This is a genomic window from Azospirillum sp. SYSU D00513, assembly GCF_017356015.1.
In the GTDB taxonomy this organism is placed as follows: Bacteria; Pseudomonadota; Alphaproteobacteria; order Azospirillales; family Azospirillaceae; genus Azospirillum.
The window spans coordinates 76,451-94,572 of the sequence record NZ_JAFIQV010000021.1; the positions used below are offsets into that span (position 1 = coordinate 76,451).

Consider the following 18,122-nt stretch of genomic DNA (forward strand, 5'->3'; position numbering starts at 1 on the left):
ACAGAATTCACCGGAGCCGAACAATCGGCTCCTCAGGATGCCGGCCGGGAACCGGTGTCAACGGATCCGCGTCAGGCCACGCACTCGCCGGCCCGCATCCGCTCGGCGCGCGCCATCGCGGCGGCCTCCTTGGCGAGGCAGGCTTCGGTCGTGACGTCCTCGCCCTGGAGCAGCGGGCAGCTCTCGAACAGCTCCGCGGCCCAGTCCACGAAGACGCGGACCTTGGGGGAGAGGTGGCGGCTGTGCGGGTAGACGGCGGAGACCTGCATGCGCGGCGGCCGCCAGTCCGTCAGGATCTCGCGCAGGGCGCCGCTGCGCAGGTGGGGAAGCGCCATGAAGCGCGGCGGCTGGATGATGCCCAGACCCTCCAGCCCGCAGTTCAGGTAGGCGTCCGCGTCGTTCACGGCAACGACGCCGCGCATCGCGATCTCCCGCGTCTCGTCCCCGCGCTCGAAGCAAAGGTCCATGGTGCGGCCGGTGCGGCTGCCGAAATAGTTCACCGCGAGGTGATGCTCCAGCTCCTCCAGGCTCTTCGGCTCGCCATACTGCGCGATGTAGGCCGGGCTGGCGCAGGTGAGCGGCTGGAGCGCGCCGATGCGCCGGGCCACCAGGCTGGAATCCTGGAGGCTGCCGATGCGCAGCACGCAGTCCACCCCTTCCTGGATCAGGTCGATGGTGCGGTCGGTCAGGCCGATCATCACCTCGATGTCTGGATACTGCGCGTGGAACTCGTGGATGGAGGGAATGATGACCAGCCGGCCTATCGAGCCCGGCATGTCCACGCGGATGCGGCCGCGCGGGTTCTTGCGTGCGCTGGTCAGGGTGGATTCGATCTCGTCCACCTCCGACAGGATGCGGGTCGCACCCTCCAGATAGGCCGCACCGTCGAGCGTCAGGTTCAGCCGCCGCGTCGTCCGTTGCAGCAGGCGGACGCCGAGCGACTCCTCCAGGTTCTGGATGGTCGTGGTGACCGAGGCCCGCGGCAGGCCGAGCGTTTCGGCGGCCTTGGAGAAACTGTTCGCCTCGACGACACGGACGAACACGCGCATGGCATGCAGCTTGTCCATGGAGAACCCCCCGTCATCACGCGGCCCGAGCGCTTGGAGCCAAGTCTCTGGATGGGAGTGAGTCTTAGGCCCAATCGCCCGGCCTGTCGATACATGGCGTTTGAAGGGGGTTTTACGCAAAGGTGGGACCAGCCCTCCGCCCGGGGCGCGCGGGACAGGAATGCGCCCCGCGCTGTTTGCGCGATGACGGCGGCTCTTATCTACAAGCCCAATTCCCAGCCCGCCGGAAATGTGCGGGCATCATATGTGAAATGGAGTCATCGGCATGGCTGATCTTTCCATCGGCCGGGCGGCAGGCCCGGCGGCCGGCTTGCCGGACATCAACGGGCGCGTCGTCGGTGCGGCCCTGCTGGCCCTTCTGGGCGGCGCCCTGTGGATCGGCACGGACGTGTCGGGCCGGCAGGCGGCCCTCTATCTCATCGGCGGCGCGCTGGGGCTCGTGCTCTACCACGCGCTGTTCGGCTTCACCTCCGCCTTCCGGGTCTTCTTCTCGGACCGGCGCGGGGCGGGGCTGCGCGCGCAGATGATCATGCTGGCGCTGGCCTGCGCGTTGTTCTTCCCGGCGCTTGCGGCCGGCACGCTGTTCGGCACGCCGGTCAGCGGCCTCGTGGCGCCGGCCGGCGTCTCGGTCCTGGTGGGCGCCTTCCTGTTCGGCATCGGCATGCAGCTCGGCGGCGGCTGCGCGTCGGGCACGCTCTACACGGTCGGCGGCGGCAGCACCCGCATGCTGGTGACGCTGTTCTTCTTCATCGTCGGCTCCGTGCTGGGCGCCTATCACCTGCCCTGGTGGCAGGCCCAGCCGTCGCTGCCGCCGGTGTCGCTGGTGACCGCCTGGGGCTGGCCCGTCGCCCTGGCGGCGAACCTCGCCGTCTTCGCGGCGGTCTATGCCGGCACCATCCTGCTGGAGAAGCGGCGGCACGGCCGGCTGATCGAGCAGCCCGCGGCCCGCACGGCGGGCCTCGCGCGGCTGCTGCGCGGTCCCTGGCCGCTGGTCTGGGGTGCGGTGGCGCTGGCCCTGCTGAACTTCGCCACCCTGGCGCTGGCCGGGCGCCCCTGGGGCATCACCGCCGCCTTCGCGCTGTGGGGAAGCAAGGCGCTGGCCGCCGCCGGGGTGGACGTCGCCTCCTGGCCCTTCTGGCAGGCCCCGGCGCAGGCCAAGGCTCTCTCGGGAAGCGTGCTGGCGGACGTCACCTCGGTCATGGACATCGGCATCATCCTCGGCGCCCTGCTCGCGGCCGGACTGGCAGGCAAGTTCGCCCCGGTCTGGCGGCTGCCCCTGCGTTCGCTGGCGGCGGCGGTGGTCGGCGGGGTGCTTCTGGGCTACGGCTCGCGGCTGGCCTATGGCTGCAACATCGGCGCCTATTTCAGCGGGATCGCCTCGGGCAGCCTGCACGGCTGGGTGTGGATCGTGACGGCGCTGATCGGCAACTGGCTCGGCACCGGCCTGCGCCCGCTCTTCGGGCTGGAGGTCGAGCGGACCCCGCGCCAGACCGGCTGCTGACAATCCGAAACGGCTGATCGGCCCGCCCGGCGGCCCTCGGAGGGGTTGCCGGGCGCCGGCCTATTCCACGACCTTCAGCACGATCTTGCCGCGCGCGTGGCCCGTCTGACTCAGCTCATGCGCCTTGCGAACCTCGGACAGCGGGAAAACCTCGCCGATCAGCGGGCGGACATGGCCGGCGTCGATCAGCCCGGCGATCTCCGTCAGCCACGCCGCGTTCGGGCCGATGAAGATATAGTCCTGCCGCACGCCATGCGCCCGCGCCGTCTCCTCCGACGGCGGGCTGATGACGGAGACCAGCATGCCGCCCTCCCGCAGCACGCCCCAGGACCGTTCCTGCGTCTCGCCCCCGATCGTGTCGAAGACCATGTCCACCTCGCGGACGGCCTCCTCGAAGCGCGTCGTCCGGTAGTCGATCACCTCGTCGGCCCCGAGGTCGCGGACCAGCGCGTGGTTGGCCGCCGAGGCCGTGGCGACGACGCGCGCCCCGCGCCATTTCGCGAACTGCACCGCGAAGCTGCCGACCCCGCCCGCCGCCGCGTGGACCAGCACCGTCTGCCCGGCGGCAAGCCCTGCGGACTCGAACAGCGCCTGCCACGCCGTGATGGCCGCCAGCGGCACGCCCGCCGCCTCCACATGGCCGATGCTCTTTGGTTTGCGGGCGAGTTCCGACGCTCGCACGGCGACGAACTCCGCATAGGCGCCGTCGCGCTGGATATCCGGCCGGGAATAGACCTCCTCCCCGACTGAAAATTCCGTCACCCCCGGCCCGACCTCCTCGACCACGCCCGACAGGTCCCAGCCGAGGATGAGCGGCAGGTCATAGGGAAGCTTCTCCTTCAGCCAGCCGGCGCGGAGCTTCCAGTCCACGGGGTTGATCCCCGCCGCATGGACCCGCACCAGCACGTCGCCCTCGCCCGGCACGGGGCGGGGTGCTTCCTCGTAGCGGAGCACCTCCGGCCCGCCATACTCATGGATCCTCACGGCTTTCATGCGGTTTTCCTACCTTCGTGAGCGTTCAGGGCGGGGCAGAGCGGCCCTTCCCAGCCACCCCTCACAACCGCGATCCCCGGCGGGCGTTGCCCCAATGACATTCACCGCAGCTCTTGCGGTGATTAGAGGGCCTATTCACCGCACACTCTGCGGCGAATAGCCCGGCCATTCACCGCAAGGCGGCCTGATGCTGGTTCCTACCGGCGTATACCGGTCAGGCTGCGGGACGCGGGGGCGCCGAAGGTGCGGCGGAAGTCGTGGGCGAAATGCGCCTGGTCGGCGAAGCCGGCGGCGTGGGCGGCGGTGGTGAAGTTAGCACCATCCACGATCTCGGCGATGGCGGCGCGCATCCGGCTCCAGGCGCGGTAGCGCCGGAAGGGGACGCCCATCTCTTCGGTGAAGAGATGCTGGAAGCGCGACGCGGATAGGCCGGCCGCCCGGGCGATGCGGGCGACCGGCACGGGCGCGCCGCCGGGCTCCTCGCCGGCCTCGCGCAAGGCCTGGAGCGCGCGGGGCAGGCGCGGGTCGATGCTGCGGGCGGCTTGCTTCCCGGAGAAGTCCAGCAGGTCCCGCAGCGCCTCGCCGGCCCAGCGGGTGGCGTGGCGGTCCTCGTAGAGGTCGCGCAGCAGCCCCGTTTCCCCGGCGCTCCCGACCAGGGCGCCGCCCGTCTCTTCGGCACCGCGCAGGAGCGGCGCCAGAGCGTCGAAGCCGGCGACCGTGGGCTCGACGTAGAAGACCGCCAGCGGGTTGCCGCCGAGGTCGAGTTCATGAAGCACCCCCATGGGAATGGCGGCGGTCCGGCAGGTGAGCCAGGGGCCGTCCCCGATCCGCAGACCGAAGGGGCCGTGAAGCCCTGCCAGATAGACCGGCGCGCCGTGCTGGTGGCTGGCGTTGTAGTCCAGCGGCCCCGCGAAGAAGGTCAGCCCCCCGCCGAGATGCCAGAGCGGGCCGGGTGCCGCGTTTTCCGCCGCAGCACGTTCGTACAAGCGCCCGGACTCCGCCATCGCTAGCCTCCCCGCCGTGGTGGACGGAAATCACAGCATGGAATCCGCCGCCGCGACAGACGGAAAGAAAACCATCGGGGAGGATCGAAGACCATGTCCGCCGTCACGCCATCCGCGCGCACGGGACTCACCCGCCGCCGGCTCCTCGCCACGGCCGCCTCGGCGCTCGCCGCACCCGCCATCGTCGGGCCGCTCGCCGCGCCGGTCCGGGCCGCCGCCCCGCCGCTCGGCCCCTCGGCGCCCACCCATTACCGTTTCAGGCTCGGCGACTTCGAGGTGACGACGATCCTCGACGCCGGCGCCATGATCGACGGTCCCTGGCCGGTCGTCGGAGAGGACCGGCCCAAGGAGGAGGTCGAGCGGCTGATGCGGGAGAACCTGCTGCCCGAGACCCGCTTCCAGCCCGGATTCACGCCCACCTTGGTGAACACCGGGCGGGAGCTGATCCTGTTCGACACGGGCAACGGCGCCAACGGCTTCGTGCCCCGGCCCCACGGCGGCTGGCTCGCGCGGGTGCTGGGATCAGCGGGCTACGCGCCCGAGCAGGTCGATCTCGTGGTCCTGACCCACGGCCATGCGGACCACATCGGCGGGCTGATGGAGGAGGGCCGGCCCCTGTTCCCGAACGCCCGCTACGCAATCGGCGGCTCGGAATATGATTTCTGGGCATCCAAGGACCGGCTGTCGGCGCCCCGCGAGGGCAACGAGTTCAAGTCGGCCAGCCTGTTCCAGCATGCGGTGGTTCCGCTCGCGGAGCGGACCGGCTTCCTCACGGCCGGCGGGGAGGCCGCCCCCGGCATCCGTGCCGTCGAGGCGTACGGGCACACGCCCGGCCATCTCGCCTTCCACATCGAAAGCCGGGGCAGCCGCCTGCTGCTCTGGGGCGACTGCGCGCATCACGAGGTGGCGTCGCTGGCCCGGCCCGACTGGCACGCCTTCTTCGACATGGACAAGGAGCAAGGGGCGGCGACGCGCCGGCGCGTCTACGGCATGGCCGCGGCCGACCGGATCCCGGTCATCGGCTATCACATGACCTTCCCGTCGGTCGGCTTCGTGGAGCGGCGGGAGGCCGGATACCGCTGGATTCCGGCCTCCTACCAGTTGAACCTGTAGGCCAGTTGAACCTGTAAGGTGTCGCGGGCCGGACCATCGCCGTCCGGCCCGCATGCTTCCTTACTCCGCCGCCACCATGCCCCGGCGGATCTCCACGGCGCGGTCGGCCGCCTTGCCCGAGACCTCCTGGAGCCGGTCGAAGCTCCAGGTGAAGCTGCCGACGCCGGAGGAGAGCGAGCGCAGATCCACGATCAGGTCATGCATCTCCGCCTGGGGCAGGGCCGCCCGCACCTCGTCCCAGCCGGGCCAGCCGTCCCGCGCGTCGAAGCTCAGGATCTGGCCGCGCCGGCCGCCGACAAGGCGCTGCACCCTGGCGGTCGCGTCGGCGGGAACGGTGATGGAGACCAGCAGGACCGGCTCCAGCAGCACCGGCTCGCAAGACGGCAGGGCCTCGGCCATGGCCTGGCGCGCGACCGTGCGGAAGGCCATGTCGGAGCTGTCCACCGCGTGGTACTGGCCACCGGTCAGCGTCACCGCGAAGTCCACGACCGGGAAGCCGAGCGGCCCGCGCGCCGCCGCGTCGCGCACGCCGCTCTCCACGGCGGGGATGAACTGGCGCGGCACGGCGCCGCCCACGACGGCGTCCTCGAACAGGATGCCGCTGCCGCGCGGCAGTGGGCGGATCGCCACATGGATGTCGGCGAACTGGCCGTGGCCGCCGGACTGGCGCTTGTGCCGGGCGTGGTGCGCCGTGCCGCGCCGGATCGTCTCGCGGTAGGGCACCTGCGGCGGGCGGCCGCGCACCGCGACGTTGGACCGGTTCCGCAGCCGGTCCATGGCGATCTGCAGGTGGATGTCCCCCTGGCCCCACAGCACCAGCTCGTTCGTCTCCGGCGACTGCTCGACGCGCAGGGCCGTGTCCTCCTCCAGCAGCTTCTGGAGGGCGGCGCTCAGCTTCACCTCGTCGTTGCGGTTCTCGGCCTGGAGCGCCAGTGCGTAGACGGGCGCCGGCGGCTCCGGCCAGCCCTCCGGCCGGCCCAGGTTGCCGGCGTCGGTCAGCAGCTCGCCCGCCGCCGCCTTTTCCAGCCGGCCCAGCGCCACCACCTCCCCGGCCATGGCCCTGGGCTGTTTGCTCTGCTCGCGGCCCATCAGGGCGTGGATGCCCGACAGCCGCTCCGCTCCCAGCGTCATGCCGTCCGTCACCGTGCCCCGCCAGACGCGGGCGAGGCTCAGCTTGCCGGCCTGCGTGCCGTTCAGCGTCTTGAAGACCTGCGCGGCGACGGCGCCGTTGGTGGAAATTCCCAGCCGCGCGGCGGTGGTGACGACGTCCGGCGTGTCGTGGCGCAGCGCCTTCAGCAGCCGCCGGACGCCGTTGTCCTTCTCGGCGGAGCCAAACAGGACGGGGACGATCAGATCCTCCGCCAGTTCGCGGGCGAGCCGCTCATAAACGTCCACCGCCTCCGGCCGGACATCCTCCAGCAGCCGTTCCAGAAGCTCGTCGTCGAAATCGGCGACCGCCTCCAGCAGTTCCTGCCGCGCCTCCTCCCCGCGCTCGCGCACGGAGTCCGGAAGCTGGACCAAGTTGGAGGGGCGGTGCGGCGCGAAGCGGTAGGCGCGCTCGCTCACCAGATCGACGAAGCCGGTGACCGCACCCCCCTCCCGGATCGGCACCTCGCGCAGCACCAGCTTGCGCTGCGACACGGCCTGGAAGGCCTGGACCACGTCGCGCAGCCGCGCCTCGCCCAGCGTGTCGATGCGGTTGATGAACAGGATGTGGGGAATGCGCCGGTCGTCGAGGAACTTGAAGAGCGGGGCGAGCAGCACCGCCTTGTCCGGCGCCGGCTCCGCCACCACGACGGCGACGTCGGCGACCATCAGGGCGGCCTGCGTCTCGCAGGCCAGTTCCACCGAACCGGGGCAGTCGATGGCGTTCCACCGTTCCCCCAGATAGGAGAAGGAGGCGAGGTTCACCTCCACCCCCATCTGCCGGGCCTTCGCCTCGGCGCAGGAATCGCCGGTGGCGTTGCCATCGCGGGTGCTGCCCTTGCGGGTGATGGCGCCGGTCGCGAACAGCAAGCTTTCCAGCAGCGTCGTCTTGCCGCTGAGATAAGGCCCGACCAGCGCCATGCAACGGGCGCTTTCAACAGTCCTGTGTGGCATGCCCAAACCTCCCCTATGGCTTTTCTTGAAAAGCCGCCGGGCCGGTTCTCAGACGCCGGCCGACGGACGGCCCATGGTCTTCAAAGCGTGTGGTAGAAGGGCGTGTGGTAGATGGCGTGGAAGGCGACGCCGCTGGCGTCCGTCCCCATGCTGATCCTCTTCGGGGGCGGCTGTCGACGGCAAAAAGGGGAGGGGCCGGCGCGGAGGCCGATGGCCTGGCGCCGGCTTTTGCCGGTTCCTACCCAAACCGCGCGATGTCCGTGTTCTCCGTCGCGCAATATTTGTCGCAGTCGCACTTTCCCTGCGGCTTTCCGAGGAAGTGATAGTGATAGAAGCGGGCGATGCTCGGCGGCAGGCAATAGGTCACCGATCCGTCGACCACCATATGGACGGAGAACACCTTTATCTTGGGCGGCAGGACGAAGCATTTCTGCCGGATCCACTTGGGCTCCGGCTCGGTGGCGCTCCACCGCATGTCTTCCAGGAAGGACATCCGGCTGCCGCCCGCGCCCCGGCCACAGCCGAACATCAGGCATTGCAATGAGATGGCCCCGACCGGGACCCGGCTGAACTTGTATTCCTGCATGAGGAGGAAGTCGTTCGCCGTGTCCATCATCACATCGACAAGGTTTCCGGCGTTCGGCACGATGTATTCATCCACATCGAAAAGCCCGATCAGCCCGTCCCGGCCGAACCTGTAGATGCTGTGGTTCTGCTGGGTGGTCTGGCCGGATATGGAAGCCCCCGGATAGCGGTACGGCACGTCCCACAAGACGGCGGTGATCATGTCCCTCAGCGGAGACGCCGAAGCGGCCTCGGTGAAGGCGGAGAAATGCTCGACGGAATTCGAATAGATGTGAAAACGGTCGATGCCCAGAGTCCTGTGATGGTAATCGACCCATTTCAGGACGAGATCCGAGCTCTCGATGGTCAAGGTCGACATGGACGCCCTGGCGGGCTCGACCGGAACGCAGTCGAATTCCACGGCGGCGTCATGCTGACCGTCGGAAAACAGAAGCCCGCAACGCTGGTTCGCCGGGCCGAAAGCCCTGCCGTCGAACTTGAAGAGCAATATAAGCGTATGCTGGTGGCTGTCCTTCACGGCCACCCCGGGCTTCGAACGCATGCCGGACCGTCTGTCGAGTACTGTGATTGTCTTGGTGTACTCGCCCGTGAATGGCCCTATTCCAACCAGCGTGTCTTCCGAGACGGGGAAAACATCGTACAGCTCCGTGTCCCCGACCCTGAATTTGGTGGGCCTCAGGATAATCATCATCACAACCAAAGCGCATTGAACCAAGGGCTGCACGCTAGCGAAGATGGCAACGGGGATCAACCGCGACTGCCGGCCGGCCGGCCGTGCCATCTTTTTCGCCCGAGGATGGGCCAAGGGCGGCCGCCGGAGAGCGGAGGTCTATGGCGTGGCCATGAGCCGCCCGTATAGGCTCGGTCGAGCTCGTGCCTCTACCAAGCGAGCGCCGCCCCCTGAACGAAGGGCGGCGGACACACCCCATGCCGGAGTCATCCATGCCCCAGTCCCGTTACGGAACCCGCCGCGTCGCTGTCGTCCAGGCCGGATCGAGCCTGTTCGACACGCCGCGCACGCTCGACCGCATGCAGGCCCATTGCGAGGCGGCGGCGGGGCAGGGCGTCGAGTTGGCGGTCTTCCCCGAGGCCTATGTCGGCGGCTATCCCAAGGGGCTGGATTTCGGCGCGCGCGTCGGCACGCGCAGCGCAGCGGGGCGCGAGGATTTCCGGCGCTACTGGGAATCGGCCATCGAGGTCCCCGGTGCCGAGACGGCGCGGATCGGTGGTTTCGCGGCGGAGATGCGGGCGCATCTCGTGGTCGGGGTGATCGAGCGCGACGGCGGCACGCTCTACTGCACGGCGCTCTTCTTCGGGCCGGACGGGCGGCTCCTGGGCAAGCACCGCAAGCTGATGCCGACGGCGAGCGAGCGGCTGGTCTGGGGCATGGGCGACGGCTCGACCCTGCCGGTGCTCGACACGCCCGTGGGCCGGATCGGTGCGGCGATCTGCTGGGAGAACTACATGCCCAACCTGCGCCAGGCCATGTACGCCAAGGGCATCGAGCTGTGGTGTGCGCCGACCGTGGACGAGCGGGACATCTGGCAGGCCTCGATGCGGCACATCGCCTACGAGGGCCGGACCTTCGTGCTGAGCGCCTGCCAGTACATGACGAGGGCCGACGCGCCCGCCGATTACGACTGTATCCAGGGCGACGATCCGGCGACCGAGCTGATCAAGGGCGGCAGCGTCATCGTTGGTCCGCTCGGCGAGATCCTGGCCGGCCCGGTCTATGGGCGGGAGGCGGTCCTGACCGCCGAAATCGACCTGTTCGACACGATCTGCGGCAAGTACGACCTGGACGTCGCCGGCCATTACGCCCGGCCCGACATCTTCACCCTCTCGGTGGACGAGACCCCGCGCGCGGCGGTCACCCTACAGCCTCCGCCTCGGGCCGCCGCACCGGCCGATGGGGGTGGCGCAGCCGAAAGGTGAAGATTTGTTCACCAAACAGTCTCTTAAGTATGCATTAAGAAGCTCTGGGGCAAAAAAGGGGAAAGGAAATGAGCGGCGCTGAGCCGCCTTGATCGGCCGGGCCGCCGGCCGATGGGGGAAGAATGACGGGCAGGGGAACCATCGGCACGGCCGCGCTGCTCGGCGCCGCGCTGGCCGCCATGCTGGCCTTCACGGCGCCGGCCGCCGCGGGGGAACCGCGGGTGAGGCTTCAGGTGGCGAGCACCTTCCCCAGCGGCATGGCGGTGATCGGGGAGGGCGCCCGGCGCCTGGCCGAGAAGATCGAGCGCGCGTCGGGCGGCGAACTCGTCCTGGAGATCCACGAGCCCGGCGCCCTCGTCCCGGCGGCGGACACGGTGAAGGCCGTCTCGGCCGGGATCGTCGACGCGGCCTGGGCAGGGGCGGGCTGGTTCGCCACGGAGGACAGCGCCTTCAACATGTTCTCCTCCGTGCCCTTCGGGCCGTCCATGGGCGAATACATGGCCTGGATGTACCGGGGCGGCGGGCTGGAGATCGCCCGCGCGATGTTCCACGCGCGCGGCGTCCACAACCTGCCCTGCGCCCTCATCCCGCCCGAGGCGTCGGGCTGGTTCCGCAAGGAAATCCAATACGCGGAGGATTTCCGCGGCCTGCGCATGCGCTTCTTCGGGCTGGGCGCCAAGGTGATGGAGAAGTTCGGCGTCCAGACCCAGCAGCTCCCGCCGGCCGAGATCCTCAAGGCCATGCAGGACGGGGCGCTGGACGCGACGGAATTCTCGCTGCCGCTGATGGACGAGCCCTTCGGTTTCGACACGGTCGCCAAATACTACTACTTCCCGGGATGGCACCAGCAGGCGACCTTCTTCGACCTCTACATCGCCAAGAACCGCTGGGACGCGCTGTCCGACCGTGACCGGGCGGTCATCGAACTGGCCTGCGGCGACACGATCCGGGAAACCATCGCGGAGGGCGAGGCGGCGCAGGGCAGGGTGCTGCGGGCGATGCAGGACCGGGGCGTGCAGCTCAGGCGCTGGCCGCCGGAGATCCTGGTGGCGCTGGACGAGGCCTGGAACGAGGTGGTCGAGGAGGAATCCGACGCCAACCCGAACTTCCGGCGGGTCTACCGCTCCTTCGCGGAGTTCCGCGCCCGCTATTCCGTCTGGCACGGGCTGGGGTACCTGCACTGATGATCCGCGCCCGCTGGGAAAAGGACGGCACGGGGCTGCTGGACCACATGAGCGTCCGCAGGAAGATCGCCCTGTGCTTCGGGGCGGCCTTCGGGCTGATGCTGGCGGTCAGCCTGATCGGCCTGCTTCAGCTCCACGCCACCAACAAGGCGGTGGCCGAGATCCGGCACGAATGGCTGTCGCGCATCGAGACGCTGGGCGAGCTGAAGCGCGCGACCATGCAGTACCGCATCCTCGCGGCACAGCAGGGATCGGTGACCGATTTCCGCCAGCTCGCCGAGATCGGGCGCGCCACGCTGGCCACGCGGGCGGCCGTGGAAGGCGCGGTCCGGACCTACCAGGCCCGCGGGCTGTCCGGACCGGAGCAGGGCCTGTTCGGAGAGTTCCAGGCGCAGTGGGAACGGTACGAGGAGGCCCGGGCCTCGGCGCTCGCCCGGCTCGAGCTGGGCGAGAGGGCGGCGGTCGGGCGCGAGCTGAACAGCCTGGCACGCCCTGCCTTCGAGGCGGCGTCCGAAAAGCTCGACGAACTGCTGGCCCTTGCCCGCGAGGGCAGCCAGCGGACCGTCGCCCGCGCCCAGTTCACCTACGACCAGGCGCTCCAGCTGATCGTCGCGGCGCTGGTGGCGGGGGCGGCCTGCGCCGTCGGGGCGGTCGGCTGGGTGACCCGCCGCGTCAGCAAGCCGGTGCTGGACGTCAGCGCCGCGATGGACCGGCTCTCCGCGGGCGACCTTTCGGTCACGCTGGCACCGTCGGGCCGCCGCGACGAGATCGGCACGCTCTACAACGCCGTTCTCGGTTACCGCGACAGCCTGGAGCGCATCCTGCTGCTGAGTGCCCAGTCGGAAACCGAACGGCAGCGGTTCGAGGCCGCGCTGGACAACATGTCTCAAGGCCTCTGCATGTTCGATCCCGGCGACCGCCTGATCGTCTGCAACCGCCGTTACGCCGAGCTGTACGGGCTGCCGCCCGCGCTGACCGCACCCGGAACCGGGCTGGCCGACATGGTCGCCCATTGCGGCGCCAACGGCATCGGCCCGGCCGATCCCCTGGCCTTCGGAGACCGGGACATCGTGCGGTCCATCGCGCGCCGGAACAGCCCCTACGACCTGGAACTCCGCGACGGCCGGGTCATCCGCATCAGCCACCAGACGCTGCCCGACGGCGGCTGGATCGCCACTCACGAGGACCTCACCGAGACCATCAAGGCCCAGGCGATGATCGCCCACATGGCGCGCCACGACGCCCTGACCGGCCTCGCCAACCGGACCCTGTTCCGCGAGGAGCTGGACCGGGCGCTCCTGCGGGTCCGCCGGGGCGAGGGGCTGGCCCTGCTCTGCCTGGACCTTGATCATTTCAAGAACGTCAACGACACGCTGGGCCATCCCGTCGGCGACGCGCTGCTGCGGACCGTGGCGCAGCGGCTGCGCGGCTGCACGCGCGAGACCGACACCATCGCGCGGCTCGGCGGGGACGAGTTCTCGATCCTCCAGGTCGGTCCCGACCAGACCGGCCAGCAGAGGGACCGGGCCGTGGCGCTCGCCGCGCGCGTGATCGACGCGCTGTCGGCCCCCTACGACATCGACGGCCACCAGCTCGTGGTCGGGGCGAGCGTCGGGATCGCGCTCGCCCCCGGCGACGGCCTCGACCCCGACCAGCTCCTGCAGAACACCGACCTGGCGCTCTACCAGGCCAAGGCCGAGGGGCGCGGCACCCACCGATTCTTCGCTCCGGACATGGCCGAACGGCTGCACGCCTACCACGCGCTGAAGACCGGCCTGCGCGAGGCGCTGGCGAAGGGGCAGTTCGAACTGCACTATCAGCCGCTGGTCAACCTCCGCTCGGGCCGGGTCCGCGGCTTCGAGGCGCTGTTGCGCTGGCGCCATCCGGAACGCGGGCTGGTTTCGCCGGCGGAGTTCATTCCCGTCGCCGAGGAGACAGGGCTGATCGTGGCGCTCGGCGAATGGGTCCTGCAGGAGGCCTGCCGCGAGGCCGTGGGCTGGCCAGCCGGGCTGGGCGTCAGCGTCAATCTCTCCCCTGTCCAGTTCCGTAGCCGCGGGCTGGTGGAGGCGGTGGCGGGGGCGCTGGCCGAGAGCGGCCTGGAACCGGAGCGGCTGGAGCTGGAGATCACGGAATCCGTGCTGCTCCAGGACAATGACGCCAACCTCGCGGTGCTCAGCGAACTGCGGCAACTCGGCCTGCGCATCGCCATGGACGATTTCGGCACCGGCTATTCGGCGCTGGGCTACCTGCGCAGCTTCCCCTTCGACAAGATCAAGATCGACCGCTCCTTCGTCAGCGACCTGCCGCAGGGAGAAGGCTCAAAGGCGATCCTGCACGCCGTCGCCGGGCTCGGCCGCAGCCTCGCCATCACCACGACGGCGGAGGGGGTGGAGACCCGCGACCAGCTGGAGGCGGTGCGCGCCCAAGGCTGCGACGAGGCCCAGGGCTACTTCTTCTCCAGGCCCGTGCCGGCGGCCGAAATCCCGCTCCTGCTCGCCCGGCTGGAAGGCACCGCCGGCGCCCCGCCCGGGCTGGGCGGCCGGGGCGCTCCGATCCGGGGAGCGGTGGAGCTGGTCGGGGCGTGATGAGGTGTTCCGGCACCGCCCCATACCAATCGGGCGAGGAGCGTGGCAAGCTGTCCGCGGTTCCGTCCGGGCGTCCCGCGCGGTCGATACGGAACCCGGCAGGAACGGAGCCGGCGCCGCGCGGTGCCCGACAGGAGGAAACAGATGCTGAGGATGATTCTGGCCGCCGTGACCCTGGCGCATGGCCTGTTGGCGGGTCCGGCCATGGCCCAGGACGGCGGGAACGCGCCGTCCGGGTCCGCCACGGACAGTGGCATGGGATCCTGGATGGTGGGCGACAGCGGGCAGTTCTGGGCGAAGCCCCTGGAGCTTCCGGACCTGGGCGGCGCCCGTGCCGACGAAGCGGCGGGGCCAAGCGCCGGCCTGTCCCCGGATGAGCCCTGCTGCGCCGCCGTGGAGAACGCTTCCGGAGCCGGTGAGGGTGGATTGTTTCCCGAGCGGGAGGAGAAGGCCGGGATTAGGTAAGGCGGCCCGAACGGTGGCGGGCCACGATCTCCGGCACGGTTTCGGCCGCCGGCCGCAAGCGGGCCGCATCCTCGTCCGTCAGTTCGGGGTTGTCCGGGTCTTGCGCGATCCCAGCATTGATCGCTGCGTCCTCATCCGGCCCCATGCCCCGCAGCGCCTCCAGGGCGCGCCTGCGCGCCTCATTCCGCTGCATCGACAGGGCCGCCAAAGCCGGAAACGCCTCGGCGAAGGGCACTGCCTGCTCGATGTCCGCTTCGGTCCACTCCGGGTTGTCGGACACCTCGTTCCAGTCGGCTTCCGTGAAGCCCTGGCCGGTGGGAAAATCGGTCGGGGGTTTGGTGGTCATGGGAATGGACGCCTTTCCTTCCGACGGGCCGGACGCATGCTGATACCATGAGTCGGCTTACGCAAGAGCCCGCGTAGTCGCAGACCTCACAGCGCGCCGGGCATGCGGACAAACGTCCCCCCTTCCGAACCCGCCGTCCTTCAAGACACCGCGCTGATCCTGCGCTCCGCCCAGCCCGGCTGTTCGGTGTCGGGGCGGCGGCGGCCGGTGCGGGGGTCGAAGAGGTGGAGGTCGGACGGGTCCGCCGTGACCGGCAGGACGTCGCCCGGCCGGTGGGCGGGCATGCCGGCCATGCGGAGCTGGGCCGGCTGCCCGCCGTCGAGCCGCCCGTAGAGCACGGTTTCGGCCCCCAGCGCCTCCGACAGCTCCACGGTCAGCGAGAGCCCGCCCGGCCCGGCCGTCGGTTTCAGATGCTCCGGCCGGATGCCGAGCTTCACCGGCTGCCCGGCCTCTGCGGCCAGCGGGCCGGGCAGGGCGATGCGCCCTCCGCCGCCGAGCAGCAGGCCGCGGCCGTCATCGGCGATCCGCGCGTCCAGGATGTTCATGGGGGGCGAGCCGATGAAGCCCGCCACGAAGAGGGAGGCCGGGCGGCTGTAGATCTCCAGCGGCGCGCCGATCTGCTCGGCCACCCCCTGGTTCATGACCAGGATGCGGTCGGCCAGCGTCATCGCCTCCACCTGATCGTGGGTGACGTAGAGGCTGGTGACGCCGAGCCGGGCCTGGAGCCGCTTGATCTCCAGCCGCATCTGGGTGCGCAGCTTGGCATCGAGGTTCGACAGCGGCTCGTCGAACAGGAAGGCGGCGGGCTCGCGCACCACGGCGCGGCCCATCGCGACGCGCTGGCGCTGGCCGCCGGACAGCTGGCTCGGCCGCCGGTCCAGATAGGGGGCCAGCTCCAGCATCTCGGCGGTCCGGGTCACGCGCGCGCGGATCTCCGCCTTGGGCAGCCCCCGGATCTTCAGCCCGTAGGCCATGTTGTCGAAGACGCTCATGTGCGGGTAGAGCGCGTAGTTCTGGAAGACCATGGCGATGTCGCGGTCCTTGGGCTCCAGCCCGTCCACCCGGCGGCCACCGATGGCGATCTCGCCGCCGGTGATGCTCTCCAGCCCCGCGACCATGCGCAGCAGGGTGGACTTGCCGCAGCCCGAGGGGCCCAGCAGGACGAGGAATTCGCCGTCGCGCGCCGCGACGTCGATGCCCCGGATCGCCTCGACCGCGCCGTAGCGCTTGGTGACCTGGCGGAGTTCGACGGTTGCCATGATGGGTCTTGCCTTATTTCTCGCTGTCCACGAGGCCCTTGACCAGCCAGCGCTGCATCAGAGCCACCACGGCGACCGGGGGGAGAAGCGCCAGAAGCGTCGCCGCCATGATGATGTTCCAGTCGGTCGCGGCCTCGCCGGTGCCGATCATCTTGGTGACGCCGATGACGACCGTGTCCATGTCGCCGCTGCTGGTGACCAGAAGTGGCCAGAGATACTGGTTCCAGCCGTAGATGAAGAGGATGACGAACAGCGCCGCGATGTTCGTGCGCGACAGCGGCAGCAGCACGTCCAGGAAGAAGCGCAAGGGTCCGGCCCCGTCGATCTTCGCCGCCTCCACCAGCTCGTCCGGAACGGTCAGGAAGAACTGGCGGAACAGCAGGGTCGCCGTCGCCGAGGCGATCAGCGGGATCGTCAGACCGGCGTAGCTGTCCACCATGCCGAACCCTGCCACCACCTCGTAGGTCGGGACGATCCGCACCTCCACCGGCAGCATCAGCGTGATGAAGATCATCCAGAAGAAGACCATGCGCAGGGGGAATCGGAAGAAGGCGATGGCATAGGCGGAGATGATGGAGATGGCGATCTTGCCCACGGCGATGGCCAGCGCCATCACGAGGCTGTTCCACATCATCACCCGCACGGGCGTGTGCATGACGCGCTCGCCGCCGGTGCCGGTCCAGGCATGGGCGAGGTTGTCGAGCAGCAGCGGGCCGGGCGTCAGCGGCAGGTTGCCGCGCGCGATGGTGCCGGCGTCCCAGGTCGCCCCGATGAACACCATGTAGAGCGGAAAGCCGAGAAGCAGCACGCCGAGCACCAGCACCGCGTGCGGCAGCAGGTCCAGCGGGCGGAAGCGCGCGGGCGCCACCTTCGCGGGCGCCTGGTCGAGGAGGGAGGCGCTCATGCGTAATGGACCTTGCGCTCGATGAAGCGGAACTGGATGGCGGTGAGCGCGATCACGATCACCATCAGGATCACCGACTGCGCCGACGAGCCGCCGAGGTCGTTGCTGACCACCCCGTCCTGGTAGACGCGGTAGATCAGCGTCTCCGTCGACTTGCCGGGCCCGCCGCGGGTCAGCGCGTGGATGGTGCCGAAGGTCTCGAAGAAGGCGTAGACGACGTTCACCACCAGCAGAAAGAAGGTCGTCGGCGACAGCAGCGGGAAGGTGATGGTGAAGAAGCGCCGCACCGGACCTGCCCCGTCGATGCTCGCCGCCTCCAGCACGGAGCGGGGGATCGCCTGGAGCCCGGCCAGGAAGAAGATGAAGTTGTAGGAGATCTGCTTGGCGCTGGCCGCCAGCACCACCATCAGCAACGCCTGCCCGCCGTTCAGCCGGTAGTCCCAGCCCAGCCCCATCCCGTTCATCGCCCGGCCGAGCAGCCCGATCTCCGGGTTGAAGACGAACAGGAACAGCACCGCCGCGATGGCCGGGGCCAGCGCGTAGGGCCAGATCAGCAGGGACTTGTAGAGGCCGGCGCCCCGGATCTTGGTGTCCGCCAGTGCCGCCAGCAGCAGCGCCACGGACAGCGACAGGCCGGCGACGGCGGCGCTGAACAGCACGCTGACCTGCACCGTGCCGAGATAATTCGGGTCCGACAGCACGGCCTGGAAATTCTCGAACCAGACGAACTCACTGTACAGCCCGAACGGGTCCTGGAGATGGACGGACTGCCAGAGCGCCCGCCCGGCCGGCCAGAGGAAGAACAGCACGGTCACCGCCACCTGCGGCGCCAGCAGCAGATAGGGCAGGAGCCTGCCTTTGAAGATCGCGCGACGTTGCAAGGGGATCTGTCCTGCGGAGCGGTGAACAAAGCGGAAGGCCACCCTCCCTTCGGGGAGCTGTTGCGCTCACGCGTGCGGCAAAACACCAATTAACGGTAAAACAGCCACTTAACCGTCACCCCCGCGAAACGCTCTCGGCGAATGCCGTAGGCATTTGCCTGCCGCGTCAGCGCAAACGAAGTTTGCGTGAGAGCGGGGGT

The 18,122-nt window shown here is 69.7% G+C and carries 15 protein-coding genes; 6 read left to right on the forward strand and 9 right to left on the reverse strand.

Annotation, left to right across the window (positions count from 1 at the left end; genetic code table 11):
• Positions 1 to 71: 71 nt before the first annotated feature.
• On the reverse strand, positions 72 to 1,067 hold the full coding sequence (locus JUB11_RS16760) for a LysR family transcriptional regulator (RefSeq protein WP_207459711.1): 996 nt from the start codon (positions 1,065 to 1,067) through the stop codon (positions 72 to 74).
• 265 nt (positions 1,068 to 1,332) lie between these two features.
• Here JUB11_RS16760 and JUB11_RS16765 point away from each other — a divergent pair, with 265 nt between their 5' ends.
• Positions 1,333 to 2,568, forward strand: a complete 1,236-nt coding sequence (locus JUB11_RS16765) for a YeeE/YedE family protein (protein WP_207459712.1) — start codon at positions 1,333 to 1,335, stop codon at positions 2,566 to 2,568.
• Between the two features lie 60 nt (positions 2,569 to 2,628).
• Here JUB11_RS16765 and JUB11_RS16770 read toward each other — a convergent pair whose 3' ends face one another.
• A complete protein-coding gene (locus JUB11_RS16770) occupies positions 2,629 to 3,561 on the reverse strand; it encodes an NADP-dependent oxidoreductase (protein ID WP_207459713.1) in 933 nt (310 codons plus the stop codon).
• 197 nt (positions 3,562 to 3,758) lie between these two features.
• Positions 3,759 to 4,547, reverse strand: a complete 789-nt coding sequence (locus tag JUB11_RS16775) for a helix-turn-helix transcriptional regulator (RefSeq protein WP_207459714.1) — start codon at positions 4,545 to 4,547, stop codon at positions 3,759 to 3,761.
• Between the two features lie 111 nt (positions 4,548 to 4,658).
• Here JUB11_RS16775 and JUB11_RS16780 point away from each other — a divergent pair, with 111 nt between their 5' ends.
• Entirely contained in the window at positions 4,659 to 5,678 is a 1,020-nt protein-coding gene (locus JUB11_RS16780) for an MBL fold metallo-hydrolase (RefSeq protein ID WP_207459715.1), read from the forward strand.
• A 60-nt stretch (positions 5,679 to 5,738) separates the two neighbouring features.
• Here JUB11_RS16780 and JUB11_RS16785 read toward each other — a convergent pair whose 3' ends face one another.
• Positions 5,739 to 7,778 carry an elongation factor G gene (locus JUB11_RS16785; RefSeq protein ID WP_207459716.1) on the reverse strand — a complete coding sequence of 680 codons (2,040 nt, stop codon included), beginning with the start codon at positions 7,776 to 7,778 and terminating at the stop codon, positions 5,739 to 5,741.
• A 238-nt stretch (positions 7,779 to 8,016) separates the two neighbouring features.
• Positions 8,017 to 9,144, reverse strand: coding sequence for a glycosyltransferase family 92 protein (locus JUB11_RS16790; RefSeq protein ID WP_207459717.1), 1,128 nt, complete (start codon positions 9,142 to 9,144; stop codon positions 8,017 to 8,019).
• Between the two features lie 161 nt (positions 9,145 to 9,305).
• On the opposite strand from JUB11_RS16790, the gene JUB11_RS16795 reads away from it, so the two are divergent.
• The 4 genes from JUB11_RS16795 (at position 9,306) to JUB11_RS16810 (ending at position 14,532) form a co-directional block, all read left to right on the forward strand.
• Positions 9,306 to 10,298, forward strand: coding sequence for a carbon-nitrogen hydrolase family protein (locus tag JUB11_RS16795; protein ID WP_207459718.1), 993 nt, complete (start codon positions 9,306 to 9,308; stop codon positions 10,296 to 10,298).
• 122 nt (positions 10,299 to 10,420) lie between these two features.
• Positions 10,421 to 11,482: a TRAP transporter substrate-binding protein gene (locus tag JUB11_RS16800; RefSeq protein ID WP_207459719.1), complete on the forward strand. Its 1,062-nt coding sequence runs from the start codon at positions 10,421 to 10,423 to the stop codon at positions 11,480 to 11,482.
• Positions 11,482 to 14,067 carry an EAL domain-containing protein gene (locus JUB11_RS16805; protein WP_207459720.1) on the forward strand — a complete coding sequence of 862 codons (2,586 nt, stop codon included), beginning with the start codon at positions 11,482 to 11,484 and terminating at the stop codon, positions 14,065 to 14,067. Before JUB11_RS16800 ends, JUB11_RS16805 begins: the two co-directional genes overlap by 1 nt.
• Before the next feature lie 144 nt (positions 14,068 to 14,211).
• The gene (locus JUB11_RS16810) at positions 14,212 to 14,532 is read left to right on the forward strand and encodes a hypothetical protein (protein WP_207459721.1); all 321 of its coding nucleotides are present in this window, start codon (positions 14,212 to 14,214) and stop codon (positions 14,530 to 14,532) included.
• On the opposite strand, the gene JUB11_RS16815 is transcribed toward JUB11_RS16810, so the two are convergent.
• From JUB11_RS16815 to ugpA, 4 genes are all read right to left on the reverse strand, one after another.
• Positions 14,525 to 14,878 (reverse strand): hypothetical protein, encoded by a 354-nt coding sequence (locus JUB11_RS16815; RefSeq protein WP_207459722.1) that lies wholly within the window; start codon positions 14,876 to 14,878, stop codon positions 14,525 to 14,527. The two genes, JUB11_RS16810 and JUB11_RS16815, sit on opposite strands and share 8 nt — an antisense overlap.
• Before the next feature lie 140 nt (positions 14,879 to 15,018).
• Entirely contained in the window at positions 15,019 to 16,137 is a 1,119-nt protein-coding gene (locus tag JUB11_RS16820; protein ID WP_207459723.1) for a sn-glycerol-3-phosphate import ATP-binding protein UgpC, read from the reverse strand.
• Between the two features lie 13 nt (positions 16,138 to 16,150).
• A complete protein-coding gene (gene ugpE / locus JUB11_RS16825) occupies positions 16,151 to 17,041 on the reverse strand; it encodes a sn-glycerol-3-phosphate ABC transporter permease UgpE (protein ID WP_207459724.1) in 891 nt (296 codons plus the stop codon).
• Positions 17,038 to 17,922, reverse strand: a complete 885-nt coding sequence (ugpA, locus tag JUB11_RS16830; RefSeq protein WP_207459725.1) for a sn-glycerol-3-phosphate ABC transporter permease UgpA — start codon at positions 17,920 to 17,922, stop codon at positions 17,038 to 17,040. Before ugpA ends, ugpE begins: the two co-directional genes overlap by 4 nt.
• Positions 17,923 to 18,122 lie beyond the last annotated feature (200 nt).